Here is a 15,449-nt window from a genome sequence, read left to right on the forward strand (position 1 = left end):
GTTACAGCTCCGCTGCGCTGAAGGTATCGCAGGTCTCCAGGCTTCCGCCCTCGTAGCCCGCAAGGAACCAGGCCTGGCGCTGGTCGCTGGAACCGTGGGTCCAGGTTTCCGGGTTCACCCCTCCGGTGGCGGCGGACTGGATCCGGTCATCGCCCACGGCCGAGGCGGCGGAGAGAGCATCGCTGATGTCCCTCTCGGTAAACGGAGCGAGGAACGGCTCCCCGCCGCCGGGCGCGGGCTGTGAAGCCGCGTGGCGGGCCCAGAGACCGGCATAGCAGTCCGCCTGCAGTTCGGTGCGCACGGATGCGGACTCAGGGCCCTGCGGATCCGCGTTCCGGCCTGCGGAAGAGCCGGTGAGCTGTTGGACATGGTGACCGAACTCGTGAGCAACCACGTATTCCTGTGCCAGCGGTCCGCCGGAAGATCCGTAGTTGCTGACCAGATCGGAGAAGAAAGCAGTGTCGTAATAGGTTTGCTGATCAGCCGGGCAGTAGAAGGGGCCAACTGCACTGGTTGCTGAGCCGCAGGCGGTGGCGGTCCGGTCGGTGAAAAGCACCACGCCCGGCTCTGTGTATTCCGTGCCATAGTCCGCCAGGTACGGCGCCCAGAAGCTGTCCAGGCTCTCGGCCGTTCCCAGAATGCGGCAGTCCAGCCGTGCGTTGGCGTCCCCGCCGTTCAGGCACGTGTCGATACTTTCGGACTGCCCCTGCCCGGCGGCCACGGACCCGCCGTCGCTCAGTCCCAGGCCGTCGATGACATCCGAACCGAAGAACAGGGACAGGATCAGCAGCAATCCGCCGCCGAGGCCGCCGCCGACGGCGAGCCCCCTGCCTTTGCCCCGCCGGTCACTGACGCGCGAGGAATCCAGCTGTGCATTTTCGTTAAAACTCATGAACCCGATTATCCCCGGCCGTCAGCATGCTTCCGTTCCGGGACCCGTCTCTCCCGGGACGGTGACGCTTCGCCCAGGCCGCGTGCGGCGAGGGCATCTCCGGTCTGCCTGGCGTACGCCACTGAACGGATGACCACCGGCACCGTCAACGCCCGCGGATTGCGCTCCAGCCCGCGGGCCATTGCGGATTCCCGCACGTCCCTGGCGGACCCCAGCAGGAACGGAATGCTGCGCAGCATCAGGGCCAGCGTGAGTCCAAACCGTTCCGGGTCGGCACCGGCAAAGCGCAGCGGCCGCGCCAGCGACACAAGCCCGTCCAGCAGCTCCTGGGGAGAGGTGGTGAGGGTCAGCAGCCGGGCGGCAACAACACAGATCACGATATTGCCGGTCACCAGCACCGCGGTTACCGGCCCGGCGGACCAGATCTGGAACGCACCGAGCAGCACCAGCAGCGGCCACATCAGCCGCAACGGCTGCCAGATCCGGCGCAGCAGCCCGGCTGCGGCGTAAAGCAGGGCAACCAGCACCGCGGCGGCACCCAGCACAGTGGGGGAGAAGAACACCAGCACCGTGACGGACAGTGCCACCAGCACTGCGGCTTTGGTCCACAGGGGCGCCGAGTGGACCAGGGAACATCCCTCCGTGTAGCCGCCAAGGAGGTCGGTTGCCGCCGCGCGGCCGGCCCGGCGCCTCACCGCACTCCGAGGGCCAGCGCCCGGTAGGCGGCTATGGCTTCCTGCGGACCGCCGTCGAACACCACCGAACCGTTCTCCATCACAATGACGCGGTCCGCGTCGGCGGCGAACTCCAGATCGTGCGTGGTGTAGATGACCTGTTGCGGGAGCGAGGAAAAGATCCCGCGAAGGCGTGCAGTGTTGCGCAGGTCAAGCAGCGTGCTGGGCTCATCCGCAACCAGGATGTCCGGCTCCACCGCGAGTACGGAGGCCAGTGCCATCAGCTGGCGCTCACCGCCGGATAGGTCATAGATACTTCTGTCCGCCAGGTCCAGCAGGCCCAGCGAAGCCAGCCGGGCTTCTGCTGTGTGCCGCCTCGCGGCACGGCCCGGCACCGAGGCACGCAGTGACAGCTCGACGTCGTCCCTGCCGGTCGGCATAACCAGCTGTGAGAGCGGATCCGTGAAGACAAAGCCGACCCGGCGCCGCACGGCCGCACCCTTGTGAGCCGTGTCCAGTCCGTCCACGGTGACGGACCCGGTGTCCGGCAGGACCAAACCGTTGAGGAGTTTCAGCAGGGTCGATTTGCCGGATCCGTTGGCGCCGATCACCGCTGTGCGGGGGCCGGCCAGTTCCAGGGAGAACGGATGCAGAATGGGCGGCGGTTCTGCATCCGTTCCTGGAGATGCCGGCAGAACGCTGACGTCCTGCAGCAGGATCCGAGGCATCAGCGCCGTGTCCGGCGGCTGGCCGGGGCCATCCCGGGGAAGGCCTTGAAAACGCTGACCGCCACGGCTGCAGCCAACAGGTTCTTCAGTACGTCGCCGGGCCAGAAGGCCATGTCAGCGGCCAGCGCCGCGCTGAAGTCCAGGTGTGCGTTAACCATCAGGCCGGTGATCCCGGCCGGGTGGACCACAAGGAAACTGGTTGTTATGGCGGCGGCGAAAAGCCACACATACCGCGCCCGGCTGATCCGGCGCAGCACCACCGCGGACAGGACGCCCACAACAAATGCCGCTATGGGAAAGGACAGCAGGTATCCGGCTGACGGTGCGGCCAGGACTCCCAATCCGCCGCGGAACCCGCTGAACACCGGAAGGCCCGCCAGCCCGGCGAGCAGAAACAGCCCCACCGCTGCCGCACCGCGGCCGGGACCGAGAATCATTCCGGTCAGCATAACGGCCAGGGTCTGGAGCGTCAGGGGCACACCGGCGCCCAGTGGAATGCCGGGAAGAATGGAGAACACAGCCGTCAGTGCAGCGAAGACGGCTATCAGTGACAGGTCGGTGGGGGTCCAGGACCGTCGCGGAGCGCGGCGCTCCCGGCCCTGATGGGCACCTGCTGCCGCTTGTGCTCCGCCGTCGGGGGAGGTCTTTGCTGTGGCAGGACCGCTGCCTGCTGCGGGAGTTGGATCCGCCGCATTTGCCCGTGTGTTGTTCATCGCTGCACTTTCCGAAGTTGGAAGAAAACCGAACCGTCCCGCGTTCCGAACATTAGCGGCGCGCAGACGCGATTCCATTGGAGGTTTTCTACAAAACGGTCCGTGCGGCTAGACTGGGAAGGCTGTTCCGGCCAACAAGGCCTTCCCAACCGGTCCCTGTGACCCTCCCCGCCTCGGTGGATTCCCACCCGGTACGAGGCCCGCGCCCCGCGCAGCGTCATCAAGCAACACCAAAAACCTTCGAAAGGTCCACTGAGTGATTTCCGTATCTGGTCTCGAGCTGCGCGCAGGCGCACGCCTTCTCATGGAAGCGGTTTCTTTCCGTGTGGACAAGGGAGACAAGATCGGCCTCGTGGGCCGTAACGGCGCCGGGAAGACCACGCTCACCAAGGTCCTCGCCGGCGAGGCACTGCCTGCCGCGGGACATGTGAAGCGGGTCGGCGAGATCGGCTACCTGCCCCAGGATCCGCGGACCCCGGACATGGAGCAGCTGGGCCGCGACAGGATCCTTTCCGCCCGCGGGTTGGACAAGGTTTCCGCGCAGCTGAAGAAGTGCCAGGACGAGATGGCCAGCGATGACCCGAAGATCTCCTCGAAGGCCATGAACCGCTACGACCGGCTCGAGGCGGAGTTCCTTTCCGCCGGCGGGTACGCCGCCGAGTCCGAAGCAGCCACCATCTGCGCCAACCTGGCGCTGCCGGACCGGCTGCTGAACCAGCCGCTGAGCACCCTCTCCGGCGGCCAGCGCCGCCGCGTGGAGCTGGCCCGGATCCTTTATTCCGACGCTGACACCATGCTGCTCGATGAGCCCACTAACCACCTTGACGCTGATTCCATTGCCTGGCTGCGGGAATTCCTGAAGAACCACACCGGCGGCCTGATTGTGATCAGCCACGACACGGAACTGCTCGAAGCCACCGTCAACAAGGTCTTCAGCCTGGACGCCAACCGCGCCACCATCGACATTTACAACATGGATTGGAAGCGCTACAAGATTCAGCGCGAGACCGACGAGCGTGCCCGCAAGCGTGAACGTGCCAATACCGAGAAGAAGGCCGGCATCCTGCTGGCCCAGGCCAACAAGATGAAGGCCCGCGCTTCCGGCGCCTCCGCCGCCCAGAGCATGCTCAAGCGCGTGGACCGCCTGATGGGCGGGCTCGACGCCGTCCGCGCCACGGACCGGGTTGCCGCACTGCGCTTCCCGGATCCGGCCCCCTGCGGGAAGACCCCCATGATGGCCGAGGGCCTGAGCAAGAGCTACGGCTCGCTGGAAATTTTCACCGACGTGGACCTGGCCATCGACCGCGGTTCCAAGGTGGTCATCCTGGGCCTGAACGGTGCCGGTAAGACCACGCTGCTGCGGATGCTGGCCGGAGTGGACCAGCCCGACACCGGAAAGATCATTCCGGGCCACGGCCTGAAGGTGGGCTACTACGCCCAGGAACACGAAACCTTGGACACCGAGCGTACCGTCCTGGAAAACATGCGCTCTTCGGCGCCGGACATGGATGATGCCGAGGTCCGCAGCGTCCTGGGTTCCTTTATGTTCAGCGGCGACGACGTCGAGAAGAAGGCCGGGGTGCTCTCCGGCGGTGAAAAAACCCGCCTGGCGCTGGCTACCATTGTGGCCTCCTCCGCCAACGTGCTGCTTCTGGACGAGCCGACCAACAACCTGGACCCGGCCTCACGCGCGGAAATCCTGAGCGCCCTGAGCAACTACACCGGGGCCGTGGTGATGGTCAGCCACGATGAGGGTGCCGTTGCCGCGCTGAACCCCGAACGCGTGGTCCTGCTGCCCGACGGCGACGAGGACCACTGGAACGAAAACTACCTGGACCTGGTCACGCTGGCCTGACCCGGATCCGGCACACCGCCGGATTTCCGCCGCCCGCAGCCGCCGCACTACAGAAAGCCACTGCGCCATCCGTTCGTTTTCCCCGTCCCTGCCCGTCCTGTCCGCTGTCCCGCGATCCCGGCTTCTGATCGGCTCGGCGCTGGCGCTGAGCCTCACACTCGGCGGCTGTGCAGCGGCGGGGGACACCCCTGCGGTTCCGGCCGTGGTGCTGACAGAGGAGGACGGCAGGACCGGGTTCTTCGACGGCGGTGCGGCAGCGGCCTCGCGGGCGGCCAGCGCCGCCTTTTTCCGCACGGCCCCCGTCGCCGTGGTCACCGCCGGTAGCGGGCCCCATCTGGCGGCAGCGGGTGAGGACGCCGCCAGGCTCGGTATCCCCCTGCTGCAGGTGGACGATGCTGCCGGGGAGGATCCCGCAGCCAGGGACGGCCTGCGCGCTGAACTCGACCGGCTGGGAACCACGTCCGTCCTGACCTACGGAACCCCGGATGCCGGCTGGGAGCCGGTACTGGGGAACCGTGAACTAACCGACGACGCCGGTGCGCTGCCGGACTTTGCCGCTCCCGCAGAAAAGGCTGACGCCGTGTTCCTCAGTGACGGCAGCCCCCTCGCTGCGGCCGCGGAGGCCACGGCTCGGGCTGCCGGAGCCACGGTTCTCCGCCTGCCTGGCGGAGACCCGCGGGCCGACCCCGACACGGTAGCGCTCCTGCACGGGCGTCCTGACGCGGATGTCTTTGCGGCCGGTGAAGCCTTCGGCACCCCCGAGCTCCTCGCGGACCGCGTAGCGGTGGCCCGGACGGGTGTCCAGCTCCCCGGCGGTGGCCAGACCGTGTTCCCCCAGCGGCGCATGGTGGCCCTCTACGGCCATCCCGGCGGGGGCAGCCTGGGTGTTCTGGGGGAGCAGGGGATTGCGGCAACCATCCAGCGCGCCAAGGACACCGCGGCCCAATACCAGCCGCATAGCGCTGAGCCGGTCATTCCGGCCCTGGAGATTATCGCCACCGTGGCCAGTGCCGAGGCCGGTCCGGACGGCAACTACTCCCGCGTTACCCCCGCAGCCGATCTGCTCCCGTGGATTGAGGCTGCAGAAGCGGCCGGTGTGTATGTGGTGCTGGACCTGCAGCCCGGGCGCAGCACGTTCATGGATCAGGCCAAAACCTACACGGAGCTGCTGCAACGTCCGTCCGTGGGGCTGGCTCTGGACGCTGAATGGCGGCTCGCACCGGGACAGCGGCACATGGAGCAGATAGGGTCCGTGGACGCCGGGGAGATCAATGCGACGGCCCGCTGGCTGGCGGAGCTGACCCGGGAGCATGCCCTTCCGCAAAAGGTATTTATGCTGCACCAGTTCAATACCGCCATGATCACCAACCGTGACCAGGTTGACGTCAGCCATGACGAACTTGCGGTCAGCCTGCATGCCGACGGCCATGGCACCCCGGGGCAGAAACTGGAGACGTGGAATACGCTCCTGACCGGCCTGCAGCCCGGGATCTGGCCCGGGTGGAAGAACTTCTACGACGAAGATCTGCCGACTCTGACGCCGGAACAGACGTACACCGACGTCTCACCCAAACCCTGGTTCATTTCCTACCAGTAGCCGGGTCCGGACCGGCTACAGCCCCTGCGCGTCCAGGATCGCGTCCTCTTCCTCTTCACCGGTCGGGCGCCGCTTTTTGCGCGGCGGCCGGCGCCGGGAGGGTGCCGGGTGCGCGGAGATCGTTTCGTCGTCGTCCTCGTCCTCGTCCTCGTCCTCGATCCGCCCGTAATAGCGGTTCAGGGCTTCCTGACGGGCGGCATAGCCCAGTCCGATAAACATCATCAGGCCGAAGGCGTACCACTGCAGGCCGTAGGAAAGGTGCAGGCCCTCATTTACCTCGGGGCGCGGAGCGGCTTCGGGCACAACGGCTGCGGAGGGGTCTTCGGCGGCCATCAGGCCGTAGGATCCCTGGTGCAGCGGGTAGTCCAGCTGCTCACCGAAGGCCGCCAGGTCAATGGAGGGAAGCTGCCCTTCCGGTGCGCTGCGGTCCAGGGCAGGTTCCCCCGGCTTCACGCGGGCCACCACGCTCACCCGGCCTTCGGGGGCCGCCGGAATGGTGTCCGGCCGCCCTGCCTCGTTATTGCCGATCGGCAGCCAGCCCCGGTTCACCGCGATAGCCGTGCCGTCATCAAGCTTCAGCGGCACCACCACCTCATAACCCGCGCGGCCGTTCAGCGGCCGGTTGCGGATAATCCGCAGTTCCGAGGAATCGTAGGTGCCTTCCAGGCGTACCGGCAGCCATTCGGCGGATTCCTCAAAGCTGTCGAAATAGCGCGCGGCCTCGGCATAGGGGACCGGGGCGGCGTCGTAATTGGCCTCAATCCGGCTGGTATCCGCCAGCGATGCCGCACGGCGGTCCATCTGCCAGGACCCGAGCCAGGCGCAGGCGGCAGCAAAAATACAGACGAGCACAAACCAGCCGAGCCAGCGGCTGGAAAGAAGAAAGCGGTACATCTATGCCTGCCCGCCTTCATCGGTTCCGGCTGCCCCGGAACCCGCATCGGCTCCCAACGGAAGGGTTTCCTTCCACAGCCCGCGGGTCCGCAGGTAGTCTTCCAGCCAGCCGCGGTGGTCCTCGCAGGAGAGCCAGGTTTTTCTTCGCTCCGGGGTATGGATCCGGGGGTTGTTCCACAGCAGCTGCCAGCGGGCATCATTCCGGCAGGCTTTCCGCGAGCACACGGGAGCCCCCTGATCGGGCGACGGAGCACCGGAGAGTGAGTCTAGGAGGTTCATGCGGTGGGCGGAGCCTTGTCTTCGTCGTCGTTATCGATAATCTCGCCCTGCACCACGCTGGTTTCGGGAGATTCAGTCCGGTCAGGGGATACCGGCACTGCCGGGGCCTCCACCGCCGCAGCCGGAGGCTGCGAGATCATGGCGTCCGAGGCGGTCATGTTCCTGGTGTCCGAACCCCCGTTGGCGAGGATGACGGCAAAGTACGGGATAACGACGGCGCCCGCTATCACCACCCACAGCAGCCATCCGTGCACAAAAAACAGCAGGAAAAGGCAGACGACGCGGATGCCCATGGACACGCCGTATTTGACCATCCGGGCGTGCATCTCATCAGTGTGCGGCGTGGGTGCGGCCGTGATTCTGGGAACGCCGTCCCCGCGGTTTGTGTGCTTTGTCATCACTCTCCAAACAGGTTCGTCCATTCTCTCATTCCCGGCCGCGTTGTAGAAGTTGATTCGGTCCCACGTAGGATCGGAGCACCCCTGCCGAACGTGGAAAGAAGGAATATCCGTTGCAGAACACCCCAGAGCACGAGTCCGGCCGCAGCGTCCTGGTCACCGGCGGAAACCGCGGGATCGGGCTGGCAATTGCCCGGGCCTTCCTGGCCGGCGGCGACCGGGTTGCCATCACGTACCGCAGCGGCGAAGTGCCCGACGGCATGCTGGGAGTGAAGGCCGATGTGACGGACATGGCATCCGTGGACGCCGCATTCACCGAAGTTGAGGCGGCGCACGGGCCGGTCGAGGTTCTGGTAGCCAACGCCGGGATCACCCGCGACACGCTGCTGCTGCGGATGAGCGAAGACGACTTCACCGATGTTGTGGACACCAACCTGACGGGCGCCTTCCGTGTGATCAAGCGCGCATCCAAGGGCATGCTGCGGATGAAAAAAGGCCGCGTAGTGCTGATCTCCTCGGTGGTGGGACTCTACGGCTCGCCCGGGCAGATCAACTACGCAGCCTCCAAAGCCGGCCTGATCGGCATCGCACGGTCACTTACCCGGGAACTGGGTTCCCGGAACATCACTGCCAACGTTGTGGCACCGGGATTCATCAACACCGACATGACCAAGGCCCTGCCCGAGGACACACAGAAGAACTATCTTTCCTCCATTCCCGCGGGCCGGTTTGCCGAGCCCGAGGAAGTGGCCAACGTGGTGCGCTGGATTGCCGGCAGCGAAGCGGGGTACATTTCCGGTGCGGTCATCCCGGTCGACGGCGGCCTGGGCATGGGCCATTAGCCGCAGGTAATGGCCGGTCCCGGATTCGTTGGAGGTTTCCTCAACTGTTCCCGGGACCGGCGGCTGGCAGGATGGGCTTTGGAGCACAACACTTAGATACTTTCCACAAAAAGGAGTTCCCATGGGCCTGCTGGAGGGCAAAGCCGCCATCGTCACCGGATCCTCACGCGGTATCGGAGCCGAGGTGGCGAAGTTCCTCGCCGCTGAGGGCGCCGGCGTCGTCGTCAACTACCGTCAGAAGGCGCCCCGCGCCAACAAAGTGGTTGCGGCCATTGAGGCCGACGGCGGCCGCGCTGTCGCCGTGGGTGCGGACCTGACCGTCCCCGAAGGCCCCGCCGCCCTGGTCGCCGCGGCGCAGGACAGTTTCGGCGGACTCGACGTCCTGGTGCTGAATGCCTCCGGCGGCATGGAAACCGGCATGGGAGAGGATTACGCGCTGAAGCTGAACCGCGACGCGCAGGTCAACATGCTTAAGGCGGCCCTGGACGTGATGCCCGCCGGTTCCCGGGTGGTCTTTGTGACCAGCCACCAGGCGCACTTCATCAAGTCAGTGCCCACCATGCCCGAATACGAGGCAGTGGCGCTGAGCAAGCGTGCCGGCGAGGACGCCCTGCGGGCACTGCTGCCGGACCTCGAGAGGAAGGGCATCTCGCTGGTGGTTGTCTCCGGCGACATGATCGAGGGGACCGTCACCGCCACCCTGCTGGACCGCGCCAATCCCGGAGCCATCGAGGCCCGCCGCGAGGAAGCCGGCAAGCTGTACTCGGTGGCTGAGTTCGGTGCCGAAGTGGCCCGCATGGCTACCGCGGACGTTCCCTCAGGGCATACCGAGTATGTGGGCGGGGCCGACTACCTGAAGGCCGGCGAGACCGCCTAGAGCTTCACAAAGTGCTGCACCACGTCCAGGTTGGGCAGGTTCAGCACGGCATCCGCGGCGGCCTGCACGGTCGGTTTGGCGTTGAACGCCACGCCCAGTGCGGCCGCCGCCAGCATGTCCAGGTCATTGGCACCGTCGCCCACAGCAACCGTATGCTCCCGGGCGACACCAAGCTGATCGGACCATTCGGCCAGCGACCGTGCTTTGACCGCGCGGTCCACCACGGCGCCACTGACCCTGCCCGTCAGTACGCCGTCCTCGATTTCCAACAGGTTTGCGCGTGAGAACGTCAGCTGGAGCCGGGCGGCCAGCGGCTCCAGGACCTGGCTGAAGCCGCCGGACACCACTGCCACACCGTGGCCTGCGGCCAGGAATTCCTTCACCAGAGCCTCGGCACCAACAGAGAGCTCAATCCGGGCCCCCACCTCGTCAATGACGGACGCCGGCAGTCCGGCCAGGGTTTTGACCCGGGCATGCAGGCTGGCGGCAAAATCCAGTTCCCCGCGCATTGCGGCCTCGGTCACGGCCGCCACCTCCGCTTCGCGACCGGCGTGGGCTGCCAGCAATTCAATAACTTCCTGGCGGATCAGGGTGGAGTCGACATCCATGACCAGCAGCTTCCGCGCCTCCTGCAGCAGCGACGGAGGCACCACCGCGCTCTGCTCTCCTCCGGCACGGACATCCACCGACGCCGCCGCGGTGGCGACGGCGGCGCGCAGGCGGTCCAGGCCGCCGTCGTACCCGACGTACAGCTTGCACACCGTGTACCCGTCTCCGCCCGTGTTCTCCAGTTCAAGGATCCGCGCTCCCAGGCCCGTAACCGCGCCTTGGACCGTGCCGAGGTAGGCGTCGGAGATCTCCCGTCCGTAGCTGACAACACTGTATTCGGGGGCGTTCGGCATGGCATCCGTTCTGCTTGGCAGGCGTAGGTACCTGGTGGGTACGGGGTTCCCCGGCCGTCCTCGGAGCGGCCGCTGCGGCGTATCGTTTCGCCAATGTCCCTTTCTTTAGCCTAGTGTCTAGTGCTATGAGTGATGTTCTTGAATTTGCCGGCGTGAGCGTGGTTCGCGGCGGCAAGGCCCTGTTGGACGGCGTGAACTGGCAGGTCAAGGAGGGGGAACGCTGGGTCATCATGGGACCCAACGGCGCCGGTAAAACCACGCTCCTGCAGGTTGCCGGCGGCCGGATGCACCCCACCCGCGGCGTCGCGGGGATCCTCGAGGAGGTGCTGGGGGCCGTCGACGTTTTTGAACTCCGCCCCCGCATCGGCCTGGCTTCGGCTGCCCTGGCCGGGCAGATTCCCGAGGACGAAACAGTTCTTAATGTCGTGCTGACCGCCTCCTACGGCATGACCGGCCGCTGGCGGGAAAAGTACGAAAAACTGGACGAACGCCGCGCCTTCCGCCTGCTGCATGACTGGGGCATGTCCACCTTTATGAACCGCCGGTTCTCCTCGCTCAGCGAAGGCGAACGCAAGCGTGTGCAGATTGCCCGCGCCCTGATGACGGACCCCGAACTGCTCCTGCTGGATGAGCCGGCCGCGGGCCTGGACCTGGCCGGCCGCGAAGACCTGCTCTTCCATCTCGGGGAACTGGCCAGGGACGAGGAAGCCCCCGCCATGGTGCTGGTCACCCACCACCTCGAGGAAGTGCCCACCGGCTTTACGCACGCGCTGCTGCTGCGCGACGGCGGGGTAGTGGCAGCAGGTCCCATTGACGACGTCTTTACCGAGGAGCACCTGAGCACCGCCTTCGACCTGCCTTTGGAGCTGCGCCGCGACGGCGGCCGGTACTTCGCCACCGCACGCCGCAGCTAGGACCGGTGCACGGGTGAGCCTTGAGTACCTAAGCTCCGCCGACGATCCGCGCGTCAGCGACTACACCTCCCTCACGGACACCTCCCTGCGGCGCCGCAGGGAGCCTGTTGAGGGCATGTACATTGCCGAGTCCTCCAAGGTACTGCGCCGGGCGGTCGACGCCGGCCACCGGCCGAGGTCCTTCTTCCTCGCGGAGAAGTGGCTGCCGGACCTGCAGGACATCCTGGACCGTTTCCCCGAGGTTCCGGCCTTTGTCGGCACGGCGGACATCCTCGAGGAAATTACCGGCTTCCATCTGCACCGCGGTGCCCTCGCCGCAATGGAACGGCCTGCCCCGCTGGACCTGGCCGCACTGCTGTCCACCGCACGGCGCGTTGCCGTTCTGGAAGACATTGTCGATCACACCAATATCGGAGCGATCTTCCGCTCCGCCGCGGCACTGCAGGTCGACGCGGTGCTGGTGACGCCGCGCTGCGCCGATCCGCTGTACCGGCGTGCCATCCGGGTCAGCATGGGTACCGTGTTCCAGGTCCCGTGGGTACGCCTGACGGACTGGCCCGGCCAGCTCACCCAGCTGCGGGACGCCGGCTTTGTCACTGCGGCGCTGGCCCTGCGCGAGGATTCCCTGACCCTGGATGAACTCAGCGCACGCCGCGACGAACGCCTTGCACTGATCCTCGGCACCGAAGGGGACGGACTGTCCGGGAGCACCCTTGCAGGTGTGGACCTGGCCGTGCGCATCCCGATGAGCGGCGGCGTCGACTCCCTGAACGTGGCAGCCGCCAGTGCCGTGGCCTTTTGGGAGTGCCGGCCGTAGAGGCCCGCCAAGCGCTTTGCTCTTACCCTGAGGCGGCCCAGGTGCCAGACTGTGCCCAGCCAGTCAGTTGGAAAAGCCAGTGGAGCCGCCATGGAAAGCCGTGCGATCGCCAGCCCGGGCCTTGCTCTGGCCCTCGCCGCTGCCCTGCTCCTTCCCCTTTCAGCCTGCGGGCCGACAGCGGACCAGCTGCGTGCCCGCGAGGAATCGGCCTCAGCCACCCCCCTTCAACCCCGCACGGCTGCCCCGCGTCCGACAGAGACGCCGGTCCCCACACCGGTTCAGCCAACACCCACCACCCCCGCCCGCGTGGGCGTCACCGGCAGCCAGGCCGGCATGCCCGCGCCTGTGCAGGACGCCTGCCAGTGGCTGCTGCGCCGTGACACGGCGCCCATGCCCGCTGCCGAAGCCGGGGAGTGCCTGTCCGCCGCCATGGCTGCCGGCGGGGGAGCAGTGCAAACCCTGGAAACGGAGACCAGCTGGCTGCCGGCGGGCACCTACACCGTTGCCTTCGCCACCACCCCGGAGTTTGCCCTGGAGCTGAACAACGAAGAGCTGGACGTTCACGTGAGTATCCGGGAGGGGCGCAGGGAGTTACGCCAGGCGGGCTCAGCCGTATCGGCGAATCCCGACGGTACGGCGGAAGAAGCGTATGCAGCGGTGATGGCAAACGCCGCCGAACTGACAGTCCGGCCGGAGCGCTTAGCGGGAATGGTGGCCTCGGCCGGGCCGGTGGAGGTGGCATATGCCGCACCGCTGGACGGCGCGCTCTTCACCCGGATCAGTGGCAGCTTCGACACCGCAGGCCGGGAGACGCCGCCGGACCCGGCTTCCGGAGCGGAAATACCGGCCGGCTCCTTCACCCTTTTCCTGGATGACTACTACCGGCCGGTGCGAATTGAAGTTCTCGGGCTGAACCAGGGCATATCCTCGCGGATTACGGCGGTAAACTCGCAGTGGGGCACCGTCCCTGCTCCCTGACGCCGCGCCCGGAAACCGTTTCCATGCGGAGGCGCTGATGCGCTAGTATGGGTTGCTGGCCGAAAACTCCGGCCGCTAAAGCTTTTAACCACCTGTGCCTGGCAAAATCCAGGTACCAAAAGAAGGTAAAACTGTGAAGTCTGATATCCACCCCAAGTATGCACCGGTTGTCTTCCGTGACCTGGCGTCCGACACCGCTTTCCTGACGGCCTCCACCGCCACCTCCTCCAAGACGATCGAGTGGGAAGACGGAAACACCTACCCCCTCATCGAGGTGGAAATCTCCTCCGCATCGCACCCGTTCTACACGGGCAAGCAGCGCATCATGGACTCCGCCGGCCGCGTGGAGCGCTTCAACGCCCGCTTCAAGGGCTTCGGCGCCAAGAAGTAACCCATTTGGGATAAAGAGCATTACTTGGAGAAAGGTCCGTCGGCATCTGCCCGGCGGGCCTTTCCCCGTCACGGGGCCGACCGGTTCCGGCACCGGTTCCAGCAGAGGAGTCCTTGATGGCAAGCGAAGAACAGCACGGCACGCGGCGGCACGGGGAATATAAGGTTCCCGGTGGCAAGCTCGTGGTGGTGGATTTGGACGTCCGCGACGGCCGGCTGGCTAACGTGTCCCTGGGCGGAGACTTCTTCCTGGAACCGGACGAAGCCCTGCTGGATATCAACGCGGCCCTGGAGGGCCTCCCGGCCGAAACCCCGTTCGGTGAGATTGCCGCCGCCGTGCATGCGCGCCTGGCCCCCGACGCAGTGCTCTTCGGTTTCTCTCCGGAGGCCGTAGCCACCGCGGTGCGCCGCGCCTTGGGGAAGGCAACCGGCTGGGGTGACCACCAGTGGGAAATCATTCCCCCCACGCCGCTGTCCACGCATATGCACGTGGCCATGGACGAAGTGCTGGCCGAGGAAGTGGGCACGGGCCACCGGAATCCCACCCTCCGGTTCTGGGAGTGGGAATCGCCCTCAGTGGTTATTGGCAGCTTCCAGTCATTGAAGAATGAAGTGGACCCCGAAGGCGCCCGGCGCCACGGTGTTACGGTGGTCCGCCGCATTACCGGCGGCGGGGCAATGTTCATGGAGCACGGCAACGCCATCACCTATTCGATCTATGTTCCGCAGTCCCTGGTGGACGGGCTCAGCTTCGCCGATTCCTACCCGTTCCTCGACGCCTGGGTGATGGAATCCCTGAAGAAGCTCGGCATCCAGGCCTGGTACGTACCGCTCAACGACATGGCCACGGAGCAGGGCAAGATCGGCGGAGCCGCCCAGAAGCGCTTCAGCAGCGGCGGCATGCTGCACCACGTCACCATGTCCTACAACATCGATGCGGACAAGATGGTGGAGGTGCTGCGGATCGGCAAGGAAAAGCTCTCCGACAAGGGCACCACCAGCGCGAAAAAGCGGGTGGATCCCCTCAAGCGCCAGACCGGTCTCTCGCGCGAAGACATCATTGCCACCATGATGGACACTTTCACCACCCGGTACGGTGCCGTGCAGGCTGGTATCAGCGAGGAAGAGATGGCTCTCGCCGAAGAAAAGGTCAAGGAAAAGTTCAACACGCCGGAGTGGCTGAACCGGGTACCCTGATCCGCGGTACGGCCGCGGGGCAGAGTGGCCACGGTGCAGTGCGGGCGGGCTGGATGCTACCCCGGCCGCCGGTACCGGGCCTAGACTGCGGCCATGGAGAAAAAGTCACTCACTGCCCTCGCCCGCCGGCAGATGGAAACCGCCCGCCAGGCGTCCAGCGGACGCAGTGCCGCCACGGTCTACGGGGGACACGAACACGTCCTGCGCCAGACAGTCATCGCCCTGCAGGCAGGGTTCATGCTCGATGAGCATGAGAACCCGGGGGAGGCGACCGTCCACGTGCTCAAGGGCAGGGTCAGCCTGATTTCCGAAGGCATCACCTGGGACGGTTCCGCCGGGGACCTGCTGATTGTGCCGCAGGCGCGGCACTCCCTGAAGGCCCTGGAGGATTCGGCTGTACTCCTGACGGTCGCCAAGCGGGCAGCGCCCTAGCGTCGCTGCCCTTCAGGTTCACACTGCGCCTCCAGCGTCACTGCCCCTCCAGCGTCACTGCCCTTCCGGC

18 protein-coding genes are annotated in these 15,449 nt (G+C 66.3%); 10 read left to right on the plus strand and 8 right to left on the minus strand.

Features of this window, described 5'->3' with window-relative positions:
• Position 1 precedes the first annotated feature (1 nt).
• Genes ypfJ through MUK71_RS08610 form a run of 4 tightly spaced genes read right to left on the minus strand, consistent with a single transcriptional unit; the run spans position 2 to position 3,007 of the window.
• Positions 2-892 (minus strand): KPN_02809 family neutral zinc metallopeptidase, encoded by an 891-nt coding sequence (gene ypfJ / locus MUK71_RS08595; protein WP_227901897.1) that lies wholly within the window; start codon positions 890-892, stop codon positions 2-4.
• Positions 893-900: 8 nt separating this feature from the next.
• Positions 901-1,587 (minus strand): energy-coupling factor transporter transmembrane component T family protein, encoded by a 687-nt coding sequence (locus MUK71_RS08600; protein WP_227901896.1) that lies wholly within the window; start codon positions 1,585-1,587, stop codon positions 901-903.
• On the minus strand, positions 1,584-2,294 hold the full coding sequence (locus tag MUK71_RS08605; RefSeq protein WP_227901895.1) for an energy-coupling factor ABC transporter ATP-binding protein: 711 nt from the start codon (positions 2,292-2,294) through the stop codon (positions 1,584-1,586). The genes MUK71_RS08600 and MUK71_RS08605 overlap by 4 nt, the downstream gene beginning before the upstream one ends.
• Positions 2,294-3,007 carry a biotin transporter BioY gene (locus tag MUK71_RS08610; RefSeq protein WP_227927811.1) on the minus strand — a complete coding sequence of 238 codons (714 nt, stop codon included), beginning with the start codon at positions 3,005-3,007 and terminating at the stop codon, positions 2,294-2,296. Before MUK71_RS08610 ends, MUK71_RS08605 begins: the two co-directional genes overlap by 1 nt.
• 256 nt (positions 3,008-3,263) lie before the next feature.
• On the opposite strand from MUK71_RS08610, the gene MUK71_RS08615 reads away from it, so the two are divergent.
• Together MUK71_RS08615 and MUK71_RS08620 are read left to right on the plus strand one after the other, a co-directional pair.
• Complete coding sequence (locus MUK71_RS08615) at positions 3,264-4,862, plus strand: ABC-F family ATP-binding cassette domain-containing protein (protein ID WP_227901893.1); 1,599 nt, start codon at positions 3,264-3,266, stop codon at positions 4,860-4,862.
• Between the two features lie 202 nt (positions 4,863-5,064).
• A complete protein-coding gene (locus MUK71_RS08620; RefSeq protein WP_227901892.1) occupies positions 5,065-6,459 on the plus strand; it encodes a hypothetical protein in 1,395 nt (464 codons plus the stop codon).
• Between the two features lie 15 nt (positions 6,460-6,474).
• Here MUK71_RS08620 and MUK71_RS08625 read toward each other — a convergent pair whose 3' ends face one another.
• From MUK71_RS08625 to MUK71_RS08635, 3 genes are read right to left on the minus strand one after another with little or no spacing between them, the layout of a single operon-like run.
• On the minus strand, positions 6,475-7,353 hold the full coding sequence (locus MUK71_RS08625) for an SURF1 family cytochrome oxidase biogenesis protein (RefSeq protein WP_227927810.1): 879 nt from the start codon (positions 7,351-7,353) through the stop codon (positions 6,475-6,477).
• A complete protein-coding gene (locus MUK71_RS08630; protein ID WP_227901890.1) occupies positions 7,354-7,632 on the minus strand; it encodes a hypothetical protein in 279 nt (92 codons plus the stop codon).
• Positions 7,629-8,030, minus strand: a complete 402-nt coding sequence (locus tag MUK71_RS08635; RefSeq protein WP_227901889.1) for a DUF3099 domain-containing protein — start codon at positions 8,028-8,030, stop codon at positions 7,629-7,631. The genes MUK71_RS08630 and MUK71_RS08635 overlap by 4 nt, the downstream gene beginning before the upstream one ends.
• Before the next feature lie 113 nt (positions 8,031-8,143).
• Between MUK71_RS08635 and MUK71_RS08640 the strand changes: the two genes are divergently transcribed.
• Positions 8,144-8,872 (plus strand): beta-ketoacyl-ACP reductase, encoded by a 729-nt coding sequence (locus MUK71_RS08640; protein WP_227901888.1) that lies wholly within the window; start codon positions 8,144-8,146, stop codon positions 8,870-8,872.
• 121 nt (positions 8,873-8,993) lie between these two features.
• Positions 8,994-9,749 (plus strand): SDR family oxidoreductase, encoded by a 756-nt coding sequence (locus MUK71_RS08645; RefSeq protein WP_227927809.1) that lies wholly within the window; start codon positions 8,994-8,996, stop codon positions 9,747-9,749.
• On the opposite strand, the gene serB is transcribed toward MUK71_RS08645, so the two are convergent.
• On the minus strand, positions 9,746-10,651 hold the full coding sequence (gene serB / locus MUK71_RS08650; RefSeq protein WP_227901886.1) for a phosphoserine phosphatase SerB: 906 nt from the start codon (positions 10,649-10,651) through the stop codon (positions 9,746-9,748). The genes MUK71_RS08645 and serB overlap by 4 nt on opposite strands.
• 125 nt (positions 10,652-10,776) lie before the next feature.
• Here serB and MUK71_RS08655 point away from each other — a divergent pair, with 125 nt between their 5' ends.
• The 6 genes from MUK71_RS08655 to MUK71_RS08680 all read left to right on the plus strand — a co-directional run bounded on the left by MUK71_RS08655 (position 10,777) and on the right by MUK71_RS08680 (position 15,379).
• On the plus strand, positions 10,777-11,565 hold the full coding sequence (locus MUK71_RS08655) for an ABC transporter ATP-binding protein (RefSeq protein ID WP_227927808.1): 789 nt from the start codon (positions 10,777-10,779) through the stop codon (positions 11,563-11,565).
• A gap of 13 nt (positions 11,566-11,578) precedes the next feature.
• The gene (locus tag MUK71_RS08660; protein ID WP_227901884.1) at positions 11,579-12,382 is read left to right on the plus strand and encodes a TrmH family RNA methyltransferase; all 804 of its coding nucleotides are present in this window, start codon (positions 11,579-11,581) and stop codon (positions 12,380-12,382) included.
• 90 nt (positions 12,383-12,472) lie between these two features.
• Positions 12,473-13,360 carry a hypothetical protein gene (locus MUK71_RS08665; RefSeq protein ID WP_227901883.1) on the plus strand — a complete coding sequence of 296 codons (888 nt, stop codon included), beginning with the start codon at positions 12,473-12,475 and terminating at the stop codon, positions 13,358-13,360.
• 133 nt (positions 13,361-13,493) lie between these two features.
• Entirely contained in the window at positions 13,494-13,751 is a 258-nt protein-coding gene (locus MUK71_RS08670) for a type B 50S ribosomal protein L31 (protein WP_146361982.1), read from the plus strand.
• Positions 13,752-13,867: 116 nt separating this feature from the next.
• Positions 13,868-14,947, plus strand: a complete 1,080-nt coding sequence (lplAB, locus tag MUK71_RS08675; RefSeq protein ID WP_227901882.1) for a lipoate-protein ligase LplAB — start codon at positions 13,868-13,870, stop codon at positions 14,945-14,947.
• 93 nt (positions 14,948-15,040) lie between these two features.
• Positions 15,041-15,379: a cupin domain-containing protein gene (locus MUK71_RS08680; protein WP_227901881.1), complete on the plus strand. Its 339-nt coding sequence runs from the start codon at positions 15,041-15,043 to the stop codon at positions 15,377-15,379.
• The last annotated feature ends 70 nt before the right edge of the window (positions 15,380-15,449 follow it).

The sequence above is a fragment of the Arthrobacter zhangbolii genome (genome assembly GCF_022869865.1).
Taxonomy (GTDB): Bacteria; Actinomycetota; Actinomycetes; order Actinomycetales; family Micrococcaceae; genus Arthrobacter_B; species Arthrobacter_B zhangbolii.

What these genes read in the sequence shown, in the direction of transcription:
- ypfJ (WP_227901897.1), bottom strand. Translation starts at nt 892, where the DNA reads ATGAGTTTTAACGAAAATGCACAGCTGGATTCCTCGCGCGTCAGTGAC.
- MUK71_RS08605 (WP_227901895.1), bottom strand. Translation starts at nt 2,294, where the DNA reads ATGCCTCGGATCCTGCTGCAGGACGTCAGCGTTCTGCCGGCATCTCCA.
- MUK71_RS08610 (WP_227927811.1), bottom strand. Translation starts at nt 3,007, where the DNA reads ATGAACAACACACGGGCAAATGCGGCGGATCCAACTCCCGCAGCAGGC.
- MUK71_RS08645 (WP_227927809.1), top strand. Translation starts at nt 8,994, where the DNA reads ATGGGCCTGCTGGAGGGCAAAGCCGCCATCGTCACCGGATCCTCACGC.
- MUK71_RS08665 (WP_227901883.1), top strand. Translation starts at nt 12,473, where the DNA reads ATGGAAAGCCGTGCGATCGCCAGCCCGGGCCTTGCTCTGGCCCTCGCC.
- MUK71_RS08630 (WP_227901890.1), bottom strand. Translation starts at nt 7,632, where the DNA reads ATGAACCTCCTAGACTCACTCTCCGGTGCTCCGTCGCCCGATCAGGGG.
- lplAB (WP_227901882.1), top strand. Translation starts at nt 13,868, where the DNA reads ATGGCAAGCGAAGAACAGCACGGCACGCGGCGGCACGGGGAATATAAG.
- MUK71_RS08625 (WP_227927810.1), bottom strand. Translation starts at nt 7,353, where the DNA reads ATGTACCGCTTTCTTCTTTCCAGCCGCTGGCTCGGCTGGTTTGTGCTC.
- MUK71_RS08635 (WP_227901889.1), bottom strand. Translation starts at nt 8,030, where the DNA reads ATGACAAAGCACACAAACCGCGGGGACGGCGTTCCCAGAATCACGGCC.
- MUK71_RS08680 (WP_227901881.1), top strand. Translation starts at nt 15,041, where the DNA reads ATGGAGAAAAAGTCACTCACTGCCCTCGCCCGCCGGCAGATGGAAACC.
- serB (WP_227901886.1), bottom strand. Translation starts at nt 10,651, where the DNA reads ATGCCGAACGCCCCCGAATACAGTGTTGTCAGCTACGGACGGGAGATC.
- MUK71_RS08655 (WP_227927808.1), top strand. Translation starts at nt 10,777, where the DNA reads ATGAGTGATGTTCTTGAATTTGCCGGCGTGAGCGTGGTTCGCGGCGGC.